This is a genomic window from Craurococcus roseus, from assembly GCF_039523795.1.
In the GTDB taxonomy this organism is placed as follows: Bacteria; Pseudomonadota; Alphaproteobacteria; order Acetobacterales; family Acetobacteraceae; genus Craurococcus; species Craurococcus roseus.
Window position 1 is genome coordinate 48,341 of record NZ_BAAAFZ010000014.1, and the last position, 13,851, is coordinate 62,191.

At 74.5% G+C, this 13,851-nt stretch carries 21 protein-coding genes and 1 pseudogene; 10 read left to right on the top strand and 12 right to left on the bottom strand.

Annotation, left to right across the window (positions count from 1 at the left end; genetic code table 11):
* Positions 1-322 precede the first annotated feature (322 nt).
* The 6 genes from ABD067_RS07240 to ABD067_RS07265 all read right to left on the bottom strand — a co-directional run bounded on the left by ABD067_RS07240 (position 323) and on the right by ABD067_RS07265 (position 3,381).
* Complete coding sequence (locus ABD067_RS07240) at positions 323-679, bottom strand: hypothetical protein (protein ID WP_343894534.1); 357 nt, start codon at positions 677-679, stop codon at positions 323-325.
* Positions 680-843: 164 nt separating this feature from the next.
* The gene (locus tag ABD067_RS07245) at positions 844-1,218 is read right to left on the bottom strand and encodes a hypothetical protein (RefSeq protein ID WP_343894535.1); all 375 of its coding nucleotides are present in this window, start codon (positions 1,216-1,218) and stop codon (positions 844-846) included.
* A gap of 230 nt (positions 1,219-1,448) precedes the next feature.
* The gene (locus tag ABD067_RS07250) at positions 1,449-1,628 is read right to left on the bottom strand and encodes a DUF3309 domain-containing protein (RefSeq protein ID WP_343894536.1); all 180 of its coding nucleotides are present in this window, start codon (positions 1,626-1,628) and stop codon (positions 1,449-1,451) included.
* Positions 1,629-1,774: 146 nt separating this feature from the next.
* Positions 1,775-2,035 carry a hypothetical protein gene (locus tag ABD067_RS07255; protein ID WP_343894537.1) on the bottom strand — a complete coding sequence of 87 codons (261 nt, stop codon included), beginning with the start codon at positions 2,033-2,035 and terminating at the stop codon, positions 1,775-1,777.
* A 129-nt stretch (positions 2,036-2,164) separates the two neighbouring features.
* Complete coding sequence (locus tag ABD067_RS07260) at positions 2,165-2,368, bottom strand: cold-shock protein (RefSeq protein WP_343894538.1); 204 nt, start codon at positions 2,366-2,368, stop codon at positions 2,165-2,167.
* Between the two features lie 197 nt (positions 2,369-2,565).
* Positions 2,566-3,381, bottom strand: a complete 816-nt coding sequence (locus ABD067_RS07265; protein WP_343894539.1) for a helix-turn-helix transcriptional regulator — start codon at positions 3,379-3,381, stop codon at positions 2,566-2,568.
* Positions 3,382-3,450: 69 nt separating this feature from the next.
* Here ABD067_RS07265 and ABD067_RS07270 point away from each other — a divergent pair, with 69 nt between their 5' ends.
* Positions 3,451-4,341, top strand: coding sequence for a DMT family transporter (locus ABD067_RS07270; RefSeq protein WP_343894540.1), 891 nt, complete (start codon positions 3,451-3,453; stop codon positions 4,339-4,341).
* A 65-nt stretch (positions 4,342-4,406) separates the two neighbouring features.
* Here ABD067_RS07270 and ABD067_RS07275 read toward each other — a convergent pair whose 3' ends face one another.
* The 3 genes and pseudogenes from ABD067_RS07275 to ABD067_RS07290 form a co-directional block, all read right to left on the bottom strand.
* Positions 4,407-4,694: a hypothetical protein gene (locus ABD067_RS07275; protein ID WP_343894541.1), complete on the bottom strand. Its 288-nt coding sequence runs from the start codon at positions 4,692-4,694 to the stop codon at positions 4,407-4,409.
* Positions 4,695-4,728: 34 nt separating this feature from the next.
* Positions 4,729-5,648 (bottom strand): annotated as a pseudogene (locus ABD067_RS07280) (aminoglycoside N(3)-acetyltransferase).
* Positions 5,649-5,707: 59 nt separating this feature from the next.
* Positions 5,708-6,097, bottom strand: coding sequence for a hypothetical protein (locus ABD067_RS07290; protein WP_343894544.1), 390 nt, complete (start codon positions 6,095-6,097; stop codon positions 5,708-5,710).
* A 314-nt stretch (positions 6,098-6,411) separates the two neighbouring features.
* Here ABD067_RS07290 and ABD067_RS07295 point away from each other — a divergent pair, with 314 nt between their 5' ends.
* A complete protein-coding gene (locus ABD067_RS07295; protein WP_343894545.1) occupies positions 6,412-6,756 on the top strand; it encodes a hypothetical protein in 345 nt (114 codons plus the stop codon).
* 501 nt (positions 6,757-7,257) lie between these two features.
* On the top strand, positions 7,258-7,707 hold the full coding sequence (locus ABD067_RS07300; protein ID WP_343894546.1) for a hypothetical protein: 450 nt from the start codon (positions 7,258-7,260) through the stop codon (positions 7,705-7,707).
* A 45-nt stretch (positions 7,708-7,752) separates the two neighbouring features.
* On the opposite strand, the gene ABD067_RS07305 is transcribed toward ABD067_RS07300, so the two are convergent.
* On the bottom strand, positions 7,753-8,190 hold the full coding sequence (locus ABD067_RS07305) for a hypothetical protein (protein WP_343894547.1): 438 nt from the start codon (positions 8,188-8,190) through the stop codon (positions 7,753-7,755).
* Positions 8,191-8,275: 85 nt separating this feature from the next.
* Between ABD067_RS07305 and ABD067_RS07310 the strand changes: the two genes are divergently transcribed.
* The 5 genes from ABD067_RS07310 (at position 8,276) to ABD067_RS07335 (ending at position 12,107) form a co-directional block, all read left to right on the top strand.
* Positions 8,276-8,809: an NUDIX hydrolase gene (locus tag ABD067_RS07310; protein ID WP_343894548.1), complete on the top strand. Its 534-nt coding sequence runs from the start codon at positions 8,276-8,278 to the stop codon at positions 8,807-8,809.
* Positions 8,810-9,137: 328 nt separating this feature from the next.
* Entirely contained in the window at positions 9,138-9,419 is a 282-nt protein-coding gene (locus ABD067_RS07320; protein WP_343894550.1) for a hypothetical protein, read from the top strand.
* 544 nt (positions 9,420-9,963) lie between these two features.
* Entirely contained in the window at positions 9,964-11,199 is a 1,236-nt protein-coding gene (locus tag ABD067_RS07325) for a DNA-methyltransferase (RefSeq protein WP_343894552.1), read from the top strand.
* A 302-nt stretch (positions 11,200-11,501) separates the two neighbouring features.
* Complete coding sequence (locus tag ABD067_RS07330; RefSeq protein ID WP_343894553.1) at positions 11,502-11,942, top strand: hypothetical protein; 441 nt, start codon at positions 11,502-11,504, stop codon at positions 11,940-11,942.
* Positions 11,943-11,945: 3 nt separating this feature from the next.
* Positions 11,946-12,107: a hypothetical protein gene (locus tag ABD067_RS07335; protein ID WP_343894554.1), complete on the top strand. Its 162-nt coding sequence runs from the start codon at positions 11,946-11,948 to the stop codon at positions 12,105-12,107.
* Positions 12,108-12,163: 56 nt separating this feature from the next.
* Here the strand turns inward: ABD067_RS07335 and ABD067_RS07340 are convergent, their stop codons facing one another.
* Complete coding sequence (locus ABD067_RS07340; RefSeq protein ID WP_343894555.1) at positions 12,164-12,679, bottom strand: hypothetical protein; 516 nt, start codon at positions 12,677-12,679, stop codon at positions 12,164-12,166.
* 239 nt (positions 12,680-12,918) lie between these two features.
* Here ABD067_RS07340 and ABD067_RS07345 point away from each other — a divergent pair, with 239 nt between their 5' ends.
* Both ABD067_RS07345 and ABD067_RS07350 read left to right on the top strand, forming a co-directional pair.
* The gene (locus tag ABD067_RS07345) at positions 12,919-13,176 is read left to right on the top strand and encodes a hypothetical protein (protein WP_343894556.1); all 258 of its coding nucleotides are present in this window, start codon (positions 12,919-12,921) and stop codon (positions 13,174-13,176) included.
* Between the two features lie 47 nt (positions 13,177-13,223).
* Entirely contained in the window at positions 13,224-13,532 is a 309-nt protein-coding gene (locus ABD067_RS07350) for a hypothetical protein (protein WP_343894557.1), read from the top strand.
* On the opposite strand, the gene ABD067_RS07355 is transcribed toward ABD067_RS07350, so the two are convergent.
* The coding region (locus ABD067_RS07355; protein WP_343894558.1) for a hypothetical protein at positions 13,529-13,851 on the bottom strand (323 nt) is incomplete at its 5' end. The genes ABD067_RS07350 and ABD067_RS07355 overlap by 4 nt on opposite strands.

Consider the following 13,851-nt stretch of genomic DNA (forward strand, 5'->3'; position numbering starts at 1 on the left):
GACCCGGCCGCCCCGCCGCATCGTCTTGGGCGTCGATGCGAAGCCGCCGGGAGGCGCCGGAGGGCACGTGCCAAACATGGCGAGGTGCGCCGTTTCGGCCGGGCCGGGAGACGGAGGACTTCGGGGCGGAGCTTCCTCCGGCATGGCGTCCCTCCGCGACGAGGAGCATGGAACGCGGGTGCATCGCCGCGGTTCGATGCCGGTCCGGCAGGGTCAGGGCCACAGGGGACGCGCCCTCCGGCGCGCTCGGTGTCCGCCGCCGTTTCCTGGCCGCGCTCCTCGGCCACTTCGTGCGTGGCTCGCTGGCCGTCACCGGGGCCGTTCAGCCCCGCCGCGCGTTCGGCCGCGCCGCGGCGCCGCGGCGCCGAACCTCCTGCGCGCCCCCGGCGCGGCGCTCCCCCGCGATCTCCCTTTCGGAGGCAGCATCGGCCGCCGCCGCCTCCTGCACCGTCTCCTGCTCGCCGGGCGCCCCGCCGCGCCCGTGGCCTTCGATCAGCCGCGCCAGCGTGGCGTGCGTCTCGTGGAAGCCGCCGCCATCGCGCGTCGCCAGGAACGGCCTCCCGTCCAGCGTGAAGACGCGGCGCTGCATCGACAGGCGGGCGACCTCCGCATCCGTCGCGGGGAGGAACGCGCAGCCGCACGCCTCCGCGGCCGCGACTTGCTCCCGGGTCAGGTCCACGCGGCTCCTCCCTCGTGCATTCTGATCGCGGCCCCGCACGGCGCGGCGGGACGGCGGGAGCGGGACCGCCACGGCGGCCGTCGCCTTGAGCCCCGTCGTCGGCGGATCGTCACGGCGGCGCCGCGGAGGCGCCGGTCGCATCGGCAGCGGCGGCCGCGGCCTCCTCACAGCGCCAACGCCAGCGCCTCGTCCTCCCAGGGTCCTCGGACGAAGGCGGCCACCTCGTACGCCCCGTCGTCGGACCACAGCACGCCGAGCACCCGCGCGCCGTCGTGCCGCAGGTCGAGTCCGTAGGGCAGGTCCGGCCGCGTGCGCTGCCGCTCCACGGCGTGCCGGTAGCCGGGCGAGGACGCCTCGTCTGGCGACAACTCGCCAAAGGGCGTCCAGTGCTCGATCGTCCAGCGATCGACCCGCAGGGCGACCAGCCGCACGGCGCCGCGCTGAAGCTCCAGGGTGCCGTGTTCGCGGACGAGCGGCAGGAGGCGGTCGCGGATCGCCAGCGCGCGGTCGTCGCCCGAAGAAACGAGCCTCAGGGTCATGCGCTCCTCCACCGCGTTTCCGGACCGCCCGTCGTCCGCCGCGCGGCCGAGCATGCCAGAGCGAGGCGGCGATGGCAGGGCGCAGGCGCGCCGATCCCCTTGGACCGTGGCACCGGTACGCGCCAACCGCCCCGGATCACAGGGCAGCCACCCGCCCCAGCGCGGCGGCGTCGGGCGGCGCCGATGGACCGGTCCGTCGTCCCGGTGCCGGTGCCGGTGGCCGGGCCATGCTAGAGGCCGCGGACGCCGCCGAGCCCGCCGCCGAAGATCAGGTACAGGACCAGCACCACCAAGAGCAGGCCGAGGATGCCGCCGAAGCCGCCGCGGCCGTAGTAGCCCGACCGGTAGCCGTAGAAGCCGCCGCCCCCGAACAGCAGCAGCAGCACCACGACGATCAGAACCAGCGTCATCCCGTGTCCTCCCGGTCGCGCCGCCAGTGTGGGCGCTCAGCCGCCGCTGGGGAACTCGCGGCCGCCGCGCCTAGGCCACGCCTGGCCGCCGTTCCGCATCGTCGATGCGAGGCCGATCTCGCCGGACCGGTGTCGGCTTCGGCGCGTCAGGAGGTCTCGCCGCGGTCGCCCTCGCCGCCGGGCGGTGGCTCGTCGGCCGGGGGGCAGACGGTGACCCGACCGCCCCTGGCGTGGAACTCGGCGACCATGCGCGCCGCGTCGGCCTCGTCCGGCTTGCCGCCAGCGGCCAGGGCGGCGTCCTTCTGCGCGGCGACGTGGAAGCGCGCGCGCCCCGCCTCGGCCCGCTTCGCGGCGGCATGGCCGGTCGTCCCCGCCCCGGCGGTTCGTCCATCGCTGTCGTTCTGCATGGCGCCGAGCATACCACGGCCGCGAACGGCGTCGGGGCCGCGCCCGCATCACCTGACCGTCAGCGTGGGCGCGGCCGTGGCTCGGGCTCGGGCAGGCGGGCATCGACCATCCCGTCAGCGAGCGCCGACTCAGGCGAGCCGGAGGTTCGCCGCCGCCTGCTTGCCCCGCTCCGTCACCACCTCGTAGGTGACCCTCTGGTTCTCGTCGAGCCCGTTCAGGCCCGCCGCCTGCACGGCGGTGATGTGGACGAACACGTCCTTGCCGCCGTCCTCGGGCTGGATGAAGCCGAAGCCCTTGTCGGGGTTGAACCATTTCACGGTGCCGGTGGGCATGCGACCTTCCCTCTGAAACCCGAGGCGTTGTGGCCCGTGCCGACAGGAACCGCAAACGCGGCGGCACCGGCCAGCACCGCGGCACCGGGAGCAGATGGAGGAGCGGACGCCCGCCCTCCCCGGCCGGGGAGGGCCGCCGGTCCGGAATGGTCGGCGCCGCGCCACCTTCGCTTGGCATCGGCCGATCTCCGCGCTTTTCAGCGACTCGCGGCCCATCCCCGGAAGGCATTTGCGGTGGCCTCGTCCGCGGGGAAGAAGCACTCGACGCGCACCTCCTGCGCCGCCACGTCCTGCGGCGTGCCCAGGGTCGAGATCGTTGTGAACAGGTTGAGGGCCGTCTCGCCCTTCACGACGCGCATGGCGAGCACCGGTTCGCCCTCGCCCTCTGCGGCGGGCAGGGCCGCGACGCCCGGCACGTCCGGGTAGCCCAGCAGCCGGTCCAGCAACGCGGCCGTCTCCGCGGTTCCGTCGTGGAGCGCGTCGGCCCGGACCCCGCGCACGAAGTGCAGCGCGACCTCCCGCCAGTTCGCCACCAGCGGGCGCAGGCCGTCGGGCGCAAGCAGTGCGTCGGCGAGGTTGAGCGGCCGCGCCGGGTCCGGTTCGAACGGCGGGCCGCCCGTCAAGAACCCGACCATGCGCCGCGCGCCCGTGTTGGCCCGGAGCAGGTTCCAGCGGCGGTCGAACGCGAACGCCGGGAAGGGCTCCTGCTGCCCGAGCATGAAGCCGAGCGCCCGGTCCACCGTGGCGGCTTCCGGCGCCCCGAGGGCGCTCTCGCGCCAAACCGGCGCGAACCCGGCCGTCAGCAGCAGCGCGTTCTGCTGCCGGTAGGGGAGGTCCAGCGCCGCCGCGAGGCGCAGCACCATCTCGCGGCTCGGCGCGGTGCGCCCGAGTTCCAGAAAGCTGACGTGCCGCTGCGACACCTCGGCGGCGTTGGCGAGCGCGAGTTGCGACATCCCGCGCCGCTCCCGCCACCGACGCAGCCTCGACGGGAAGTCCGATCCTGCTGCCGCCACGACTACTTGCCATGTAGTTGCGGACCGGCATGTTCGCAGGTTCCCCTGCGCCCAGGGAGGGCGAAAGGCATGGGCGAGCGGTTCGGGGTCGGCGTGGCGCTCGCGTCCAGCGCCCTCGGGGGTACAGCGGCGGCGGTGACGCGCTACCTCGTGGGCAGCGCGGACCCGGTGACGTTGGCGGTCCTGCGGTTCGGCATCGGCTTCCTGTGCGTGCTCCCGGTCGCGCTGCTGCTCCGCGTGCGCTGGCCGCCGCGGGCTGACTGGCCGAAGGTCGCAGCCCTTGGCGTCGCCCTCTTCGCGGTGTTCTTCGTGCTCTACAACATCGCGGTGGGCTACACGACCGCGGCCCGCGCCAGCCTCGCGCTCGCCACCCTTCCGTTGCAGACGATGGTCGTCGGCGCCGACCTCGGCGTGGAGCCGCTGGGCTGGCGCAAGGCGGCGGGCGTCGCGCTGGCCGTGGCGGGCGTGGCGCTCGCGCTCGCGTCCGGTCTTGCGGACGCGCCGCCCGGCGCGTGGCGCGGCGAACTCACCATGGCCGGGGCGGTGCTCTGCATGGCGTTCTACAATGTCTGGTCGCGGCCGTGCATCCGGCGTTCGAGCGCCCTGGGTTTCCTGACGGTCGGCATGGGCTTCGGCGCGGCGGCGCTGGTGGCTGCGGTGTCCCTGTCGGGCGGCCTCGCGGCCCTGCACGGCTTCGGCGCCCGAAAATGGGTCGCGGGCCTTTACCTCGGCGCTGGTGGCGGCGCGCTCGCCTTCGTCCTCTGGGTCGTGGCGCTCAACCACGCGAGCCCGACGCGCGTGGCCAACACCATGACAGTGAATCCGGTCGCGGCGGCCTCCCTGGCGGCCCTGCTCGTCGGCGAGCCCATAACGCTCAACCTAGTGCTCGGGCTGGTCGCCGTGTTCGCCGGGATTTGGCTGGCGACTAGCGAGCCCAGGACGGTCGCGGCCACGCGGTAGACCTCCTGGTGCCACCGCGGGTCCATGGGTGCGCCCCTGCCTCGCTCGCCCCCGGACCGCGGGCCTCATCCGGGCGGCGCCAGCCCGTCGGCCATCATCAGCGCGACGACCCGCGCCTCCACCTCGTCCGGGTCAGCGACCGTCGTCCGGCCCGTGCCGCCCTGCCCGCCCAGCATCTCCGCCAGAGCGCGCCCCAGGAACTCCATGCGCCGCGGGTGGTCGTACAGCGCCCGGCGGCGCTCCTCGTCGGCCAGCAATGCGATCAGCCGTTCCCGCTCCTCGTCGGGCCAGCCCTTCTCGCGCGCCAACCGGGCGCAGGCCGCCGCGAGCCGGTCGTCTTGATCGTCGTGCATGCCGAGGGTCCCTGCGGGAAGGACCGATGGATCGTCAAGGCTCGGCGGCGCGATCGGCGCGCCACAGATCGACCGCGGCATCGACGGCCGCCCGGATCGGGAAGAGGTGGCAGCGCGCGGAGCCGACCATCCCCGTCCTGATCACGCCCGCCTCCGCCAGCAAACGGCCGACCTCCGGGAAGCGCCAGGACCCGAAGGGCGGCACCCGGTAGCGCACCCAACGGCGCTCGCCATCCACCAGCACCGGCGAGCCTTGCTCCACCGCGGGCCGGTCCGGCCAAGCCCGGCGCTCGGCGAGGTGGAGCGCCGTGCAGCGGTCGAACCCCACCCCGAGCAGCAGCACTTGCGCCCCGATCTCGTATAGGCGGCCGAGCGGCGAGTCCTCGCCGAACGGGTCATCCAACGACTGCCGACCGGCGATCCGCTCCGCCTCGGGTCCGCGCGCCGCGAAGGAGCGGGTCGGGTGCGGGCCGCGCAGCGCGCCGGGCCACGTTCGGAAGTGCTCCGCCACCGCGCCCATGCGTCGCGTCGGCGTGGTCCTCGGGTCGTAAGCGGGCATGCTGGCGCGAACCGCCTCGTGCCACGCGGCGGGGATGGCGGGCTCCACCCAGTCTGCCGGGTCCTTCAGGCCCGAGGACTGCGCGGGCATGACCAAGGTGCCCGCCCGCCCAGCGCGTCACGCAGCGCCTCGACGACCGCGACGGCGCCGCCCGACACCCAACCGATGGCATGCAGCGAGCAGTGGACGAGCACGGTATCGCCCGCGCTGAGGCCGAGGCGGCGCAGGTCGGCGCCCAGGCCCTCGCGCGTCCGCGGGCACGGCGTCGACGCGATCGCAACCGCCTCCGCACGTTCAGGCGGCGTCACCGGGGCTTGCTTCAAGGAAACCTCCCCCGTCCTGCCGGGGCACCCGGCCTCGCGGGACCTCGCCCCGCACCGCGCGCATCCTCGCACTCCCGACAGCGACCGCCAGGGTGCTCCGCCTGCGACGGCGAGGCGTGTCCTCCCCGCGGCTAGGGCACGCCGTCCTCGTCGAGCCAGTCCTCCTCACCGCTCGTCCCGCGCTTCTCCAGCCACGAAGCGTAGGGGATCACGTACATCTGGTAGGCGTCCGGGCTCAGACTCTTGCCGGTCCCGTCCTCGAATTCGGCCTCGTACAGCGCGACGCGCGCGTCGTCGGGGCCGTCGAAATGCACGGCGTGGATGCCCGGGTCGCCCTCCAGCCAGCACCGCGGCGCGGCCGTCTCCCAGCGCAGGCCGTGGTTTTTGAACCAGTCGAAGTGCCGCTTCCTCGACGGGTGGTCGCGGTCGAAATCGAACGGCGACGTGCCGAACTGGACGAAGAACATGTCGCGCTTGGCGTCGGCCATGATCTGGTCGATGGAACGCATGATCGTGGGCAAGGTTGAGGTCTCCGGCGTCGTGGGCATCGGGGCGCCGTCGTGGTGTGCAGCACCGCCGTCGCGTCATGGCGGCATCATGCGGCATCGGCGCCGCGGATCGGGCTGTTCGCGAGGGGTCGTGATGCATCGCGAGCGGACGTGATCGGCCGTTCACCGCCGAACACGTCGCGCTCGGCCCTCGCGCGCAGGTGAAGCGCGGACGCGCTTGGCGCGCCGACTCTTCGGCTCCTGCCACATCGGCGCCATCGCGCGGCCGGGCAACCGACACACCGCGATGTCGCATTGAAGTAATGGGCACAGGAGAGAGTGCGTCGATGCATCGGATCATCGCCACGACGTTCGCGGCCGTGCTGGTCGGCGTCGCCACGCTGGCCTCGACACCGGCCCCCGCGGCCGGGAGGAGCTTGGCGCCTTTCACGGCTCGCGATCTCTTCCAGCCCGCTCAGTTCTACGGCGGCGGGCCGTACCAGGGCGACGATTGGGAGCGGCGGCGGCACCGGAGGGAATGGCGCCGGGAGCGCGACGAGAGGCGCATCGAGGAGGCAGCGCGCCGCGAGGCGTGGCGGATCGAGCGCGAGCGCGAGGAGCGCCGGGCGTGGCGGCGCGCCATGCGCGGGCAGCACGGGTACGGACCGGCCTACGGGTACCGGAGTTGGTGATGGCCGCGTCGCACGCGAAGGGCGGCCGGGATGCACATCGGTCGGTGTTGGCGGCGTCGCCACGGGGCGCGTTCGCCGCAGCCTTGGCCGCGTTGCGCCGGTGGTGGACGGCGGGGCGGCGCTACCGGCCGGAGCGGCGGTACATGCGCGGAGGCGCGCACCCCGCGGGGCAGCCATCCACGCGCGGCTGACCGCACCCGGCCGCTCAGCGCCCCCGTCGCCGCTGTCCCGCCCGGTCCGGCGGAGGGTCTGGTTTCTGCCCGAGGGCGTCATGGCGACATGTGGCCGCGCGACGAGCACGTCGACGGACACGCGCGTCGCTGCGGGGCCGAGACCGCGGTCGTCGCGGAGGTCTGGGAGGGGTGTGCCCGTCACGTTAACGGGAACGTCGCCGTCTGATCGCAAGGGCCGCGCGGGTAGCGGCGGACGCTGCGTGGCGCGTGGTAGGCGAACCAATGCCTCCGCGGGGCGCTCCCCCCGAATTCGACGAAGGGAACACCCATGCGAAGAGCCACGATCGCCTTACTCGCCGCTACCGCCCTCGGCGCGATGTCCGCCGCCGATGCCCGGGCGCAGACCGCCCAGGACACCCTGGGCCGGGTGCTGGAAGGATTGCAGGGGGGCCAGCAGGACCAGCGGCGCGACGACCGCGGCGGCTACCGCGACGAGGACCGCCGCCGGGACGACAGGGGCTACCGCGACGAGGACCGCCGCCGCGACGACAGAAGCTACCGCGACGAAGACCGGCGGCGCGACGACAGGGGCTACCGCGACGCGGACCGGCGGCGCGACGACCGGGACATGGATCGCCGTGGCGGGCGGGAAGGCGATGACCGCCGCCCCGCCGCCGCGGACTCGGACCGCGGCTACGACGACCGTCGGCGGCGCCTCGACGACGAGCGCCGCCCGTTCGACGAGGAGCGTCGGCGCACGGACCGCGACCGGCGCTAGGCGCCCGGCGGCCCGGGCCATCGCAGGCCGCCGCCCCGCCGCCGCTCACGCGCGGGCGGCGGGCGTCCTCGCCAGCAGCGGCGGGAGGATCAGGCCGACGCCGATCCCCCACGCCCCGTTGATCAGGACCGAAACCAGCATGCGGAGCGGGACGAAGCCGCCCGCCACCGGCTGGCCCTTGAGCGGCGCCACGACGAACCAGCCGACGGCAGCGGCGAGCATGCCGAGCCCGAGCCCCAGCAGCCACACCGGCGCGCGCGGCAGACGCGGCAGCGCGAGGCCGAAGGCGGCGCCGTAAAGCCCGCCCCAGAAGCACAGGCTGGCGATCAAGGGCACCCCGAGCGGCGGCACCGGTCTGGTCGGGTAGGGCGCCGGCGGCATGATCCCGGCGGCGTGCAGCAGCGCCCACATGCCTTGGTGGAAGGTCAGCACGGACAGGACGGCGGCGGCGAAGCCGAGCAGGGCGCGCGTCGGTGCGGTCATGGCGCAGACTCCTCCTGATTGCTTCCGCGGTGCCCGGCGAAGCCGACCGGCAGCCAACAAGGGCCAACCATCGGGAGGACCGCGCGTGGACACCGGACCGGCCGCGATGGTGGACCTCCTTTGGCGCCTCGCCTACCGGGTCGGCTTCCGCGCCGCCCGCCTATGGTGGCGGCTGCGCCGTCCCGCCCACGACGGCGCGGTGGTGGCGGTCTGGTGCGGCGGCCGCGTCCTCGTCGTCCAGCAGTCCTACCGCGCCAGCCCGTCCTGGCCCGGCGGCGGCATACGCCGCGGAGAAGACCCGCGGGAGGCGGCGCGGCGCGAACTACGGGAGGAGCTTGGGCTGGAGGTCGCCCCGGACGACCTCGTGCTGGCGCGGGAGATGGAGGTCGACTGGGACCACCGGCGCGAGCGCGTGCGCGTGTTCGAACTGCGGCTGGACGAGGAGCCGGTGCTCCGGGTCGACAACCGCGAGGTCGTGGCGGCGCGGTTCGTCGACCCTCAAGCGCTCCTGGCCGAGCCTGTCCTGCCGCCGTTCATCCGGGCGTACCTCAAGGAGCGGGTCGGCGGCGGCGGATCGCCGTCGGCGGCCTACGGTACACCTCCGCGAACACCGCGTTGAAGCGGCGCAGGCTGCCGAAGCCCGCCCGCAGCGCCACCTCGGCCATCGGCAGGTCGGAAGCGAGGTTTCCCGACCGTGCAGCAGGGCTAAACGTGCCGCGTGGCTGCTGCCCCGCACCTTCACCTCGCGGTCCTGCCGCCCGGCGTGGGGTGGTGCCAGGCCGGACGGGCGCCGAGGGGGCGGACCGGCCACGAGCGCATAGAGCCGGAACGGGAAAGCAGGCCACTTCTCAATCATAAATTGAAACAACATCTGGGATGTTGTAGCGAATGGGCGTGCGCCGACGAGCGGCGCCGCACCCCGGAACCGCCCACCACCTGAGGTCCCCATGCGCCGCAGCGCCCCCGCCACCGCCGCCGTCCTCCTCGCCGCCCTCAGCCTTTCCGCCTGCGGCCGGAGCCCCGGCGAGCGGGCGCTCACGGGCGGCCTGATCGGCGCCGGGGCGGGCGCTGGCGTGAGCGCCATCGCGGGCGGCGACCCCCTGACCGGCGCGCTGCTCGGCGGCGGCCCCGGCGCGGTGGGCGGCGCCGTCACCGCGCCGTACCGGGGCGGCTACGGGCCGCCCCCCGGCCACCACCGCGGCCGCCGCAAGGGGCACTACTACTACTGAAGCCGCGCGGGGCGCCGCGGCCTTCGCGGCGGAGCCGTGGCGTCGCCGGAACGCCGTCGCGGCGCCGCCCACGGCGCCGAGCACGCCACCGGGATGCGGCGCATGCTGGCGGCGGCGGTGCGCGAGGGCACCGGCCGGGCCGCCGATCCGGGCTTTCTGGGCGGCGGGCAAGACGGGCACCACCAGCGGGAACCGCGACGCGTGGTTCGTCGGCTTCACCGGGCGCTTGGTGGCGGGCGTGTGGCTGGGCAACGCGGCGTCGGGCACCCGCATGAACGGCGTCTCCGGCGGCGGGCTGCCAGCCCGGGTATGGCGCTCGGTGATGGTGGACGCCGCGAGGGCGTGATCGCGGCTGCCTGTTTGCAGGCCCCCGGCCGTTCGGCCACTGCGCCCGGCATCCGCCATGCCTTCCACGCAGCGGGTCGAAAACCCCTGACGCCGGGCGAGGCGGACGCCTGGAGGTGTCCAGGAGAGCAGCATCCCTCCCGGCATGGCTTCGGGCATCGGGCCGGGTATAAGCGCCGCCCCACAGGAACGGCGCCCCATGCGCGACGCGGCGACGACCGCCTTCAAAGTCCGCGAAAACCGCTGTAGGCGCGCGCTCGGCCGCATGGGCCACAGGCTGGAGAAGTCGCCCCGCCGCGACCCGCGCGCCTCCGACTTCGGCCTCTACAGGATCGTCCCAACGGCCGGACCGCGGCCATCCGGCGACGGCTTCGCCATGTCCCTGCCGGAAGTCGAGGCGTGGATCGAGGGCGCACCGGCGGGGGGCGCGAGACCTGCGGCGTCGACGAGGCCGACGGCGCCCGCGGCGGCGAAGGGCGGTGGCCGCGCGGTGCCGCACGTGGGCGACTGCCGCGCCGTGCTCCGCCGCCTGCCCAGGGACCGCTTCCGCGCCTGCGTGACGAGCCCGCCCCACTACTTCGTGCGCAGCAACGGGCACGCCGACGAGATCGGCGTGGAGGAATCGCCCGCCGCCTATGTGGCGGCGCTGGTCGGCGTGTTCCGGCAGGTCCGGCGCGTGCTGCACCCGCAGGGCACGCTGTGGATCGTCATCGACGACACCTACTGCACCCGCCGCGTCATCCGGAAGGACGGCAAGCGCAGCGTCGCCCGCGACATGGCCACGGGCCGGAACACCCAGGCGAAGTGGAGCGAGGCGGCGGCGGAGGGGCGCGCCATGTACAGCAGCCGGATGGCCAAGCACGGGCTTAAAGAAAAGGATTTGATGCTGCTCCCGGCGCGCCTCGCCTTCGCGCTCCAGGCCGATGGCTGGTGGGTGCGCTCGGCCATCGTCTGGACGAAGCCGAACTTCGCGCCCTCCCCGGCCGACGACCGGCCGGTCCACGGGCACGAGACGGTGCTGCTGCTCAGCAAGAGCAAGCGCTACTGGTTCGACGCTTCGGCGCTGCGCGAGCGGTCGGCTGACGGGCGGCAGCGGCCGGGCCGGGACGTGTGGGCGGTCCGGCCCAGCACCTGGAAGGGCGACCACACCTCCGCATTCCCGGTGGAGTTGGCGGCGAAGTGCGTGCTGGCGGGCGCGCCGCCGGGCTCGTGGGTGCTCGACCCCTTCGCCGGGACGGGTACGACGGGGATGGCCGCCGTGCAGCACGGCAGGAACGCCGTCCTGGTCGAACTCGACCCCGGCCACGCGCGGACGATCCGGAAGCGGCTAGGCGATCGGCTCCACGCGCCATCGACGGGCGGGCGGGCCGGAGGCGCCGGAGACGCCAAGGCGGCCCACCGCGCGGGAGTCCCCGCCACACGGCGGCATAAATAGCCAGCAGCAGTAACGGGAGGAGCGCCGATGCGCGCCAGCGAGTTCATGACCCGGATTCACGACCGCCGCATCCGGAACGCAGGCGCGCCTCTGCGCGCGACGGCCCGGCCGCACGGAGCCGACTGCCTACCGGAGGGCGGCCGTGACGCACGCGGCGGGCAGGCCGGTCCGCGGAAAAGCCGCCCGTCGGCTGTGCCCTCGCGCGGTTCGCGCCGTCATCGGTGACCGTCCGCCGCCGTACGCTGGAGGCGGCGGCCGCCCAGGAGCGCGTCATCGCGGCATTGACCACGAGCCACCCGCACGTGGCCGACCGTCTCCTGCGCTGCATGGCGGCGAGGACGACGCGGCGCAACGGCGGCGGCTATCCCTGGACCTGCCGCGGCGCCGGGTGCACTTGGTGCGGCAAGACCAGGGCGCGCCGATGGTGGGTCGGCTTGCGCCGCTGGGCCACCTCGGAGGGCACTCCGGCCAGCCTCGCCGTCCTGCCTTGGCCGCACCGCCCGGGCGAGCTTCGCGCCGCCGTGCAACGCTTGCGTCGTGCGCTGCGGGACGTCCGAGACCGCACCGCGAGGCGGCGGCCATCGTGGTGCGGCGTCGCAATGGCGGGGCTGGCGACCGGCGACGGCGTGGCAGTCGTGCTGATCAGCCACCCCGATGTCGCGCGCCCGGAGGCCGCCGCCGCCCTGCGCAAGCGCTGGCCCGGGGTGGAGATCGTCGAGGTGGGCGCGCTGGAGCCCTCCTAGGCGATGTCGACCGAGGACGCCGCCGAACTCGCGCGCATCCGCAGGGGCGTCGAACCGCTGCGCATCGTCGTGCTGCCTCAACGGGCGGCGCATGCGGGGGAGCACGGCAGCATCGAGGTGGCCGACGCGGCGGGGTGGATGGAGCCCATGCCGGTCGCCTTCTGAGATGGCCGCCGGTGCGGAAGGGCATGACGCGGCGGTCGGCCTGTAGGCCCGACGCGCTACTTCAGCCTGCCGCGCCGCGCCTTCCCCGCGACCATCCACCGCGGCGTCGGCGGCTGGCCCGCGCGCCACTGCCTCACCACGCGCGCCCCAGGTGCGCCGGTCTGCGCCGCCGCGACCCCGGCCAGCGTCTCCTCGGCCTCGGACGGCCCTGCCCCGGCCTCGATGGCGGGCGCCGCGTCGGCATCGGCCGGTGCCGGTCGCCGCCGCGGCGCCCTGTCCCTTCGCCGGGGGGCCACCGCCGCTCCGCGTCGGCCCTGCTCCGTCTCGGGCTCGGTCGGGCCGGGCGGCGGTTCGGCGCCGCTCCGCACGTCGTGCCCCGGCCCGGGTGCCGCGTCGGCTTCGGCCTTGTGTGTCGGCGCGGCGGGCCGGTGCGCCTCGATCAGCGCGGCCAGCGTGCCCCAGGTCTCGAAGAAGCCGTCGCGCGCCGCGACGAACGGCTCTCCGCGGACGAGGAAGATGCGGCGCTGCATGCCGAGGCGCCGGACCTGATCGTCCGTCGCGGGGGTGAGCACGCAACCGCAAGCTCCGGCGGCCCTGACTTGGCCGGGCGTCAATTCCAAGATGCTGTTCCGGTGATGGTCCGAGGCTGAAGAGCCGCATGAGTGATGAACAAATGCGGTCCCATACCGCTCGCCTGTGTAGCCGCGCCAGGAGGGCCGACCAAGCGGGAAAGTGCCCATTTGGGTGTTGGCGATCGGCCCGCCGACCGCTGGAGATAAATACCGCCGGACCAGACCAGAAGGAGTCCGGCATGACACTCGACGACATCTACGAAACCACGAAGGCACGCGGCCTCACGCGTTCGTTGCGCCACTTCTCCACCCGGTTCTTGGGAAAGGCTCCCAACTACGCGGCCGACACGGGGCTGGAGCGGTGCAGCGCCGACGCGCTGCTGCGACTGCACCGGCGCCTGGGGGAACTGCGGCAGGCGGACCTCCAGGAACGGGTGGTCGACCGGCTCCTCGCCGCGGGAGAGCGAGGCGGCGACGCCCGGGTGGTGCGGCGTTGATCGCCCCGTCGTACGGCCGCTCCGCGGCGTCGGCCGGAGCCGCGGGCTTGCGCAAGCTCCTGGGAGGCATCAGAGCCGCGCGGGCCACGCGCATCTGGCCGGAGGTCACCGACCCGACGGACGCCCAGCGCGCGGCCATGCCCCACGGGGTCGACTGCGAAGGCGTCACGGTCCACGACCTCGGACCGATCTTCGGCGCCGAACTGCACCGCCTCAAGCGCTGGTGCCGCGAGCACCGCGAAGGAGCCTTCTCGGTCGAGCCGATCCGCGACCCGGCGACGCGGCAAGACACCGGGCGCCGCTTCCGCTTCTCGCGCCTGGAGGACGCGGCGCTCTTCCGCCTGTCCTGCCTCTAGCGGCCCGGCACCGCCGACGCCACCCAGCCGGTAAACGGCGGCTCCCCGCATTCGCCGCACCACAGGCTCCGGTGCAGCCCCACGAGGTGGAGCCGCGCGTCCCTGCCGACCAGCACCGCGAGGTCGGCGCGACTGTAGGTCCGGACGCGGCAGTCGCAGCGCAGCCGCACCGCCTCGTCGCGCGCGAGGTCGGCCACCGTGTAGCTGTAGGCGGGGTCCATGGCTGGACAAAAGTAGAACAACGGCCCTCCGCCGCAAGGGGCGGGTCGCGCGAGGGGGCGGGTCGCGCGAGGGGGCGGGTCGCGCGAGGGGGCGGGTC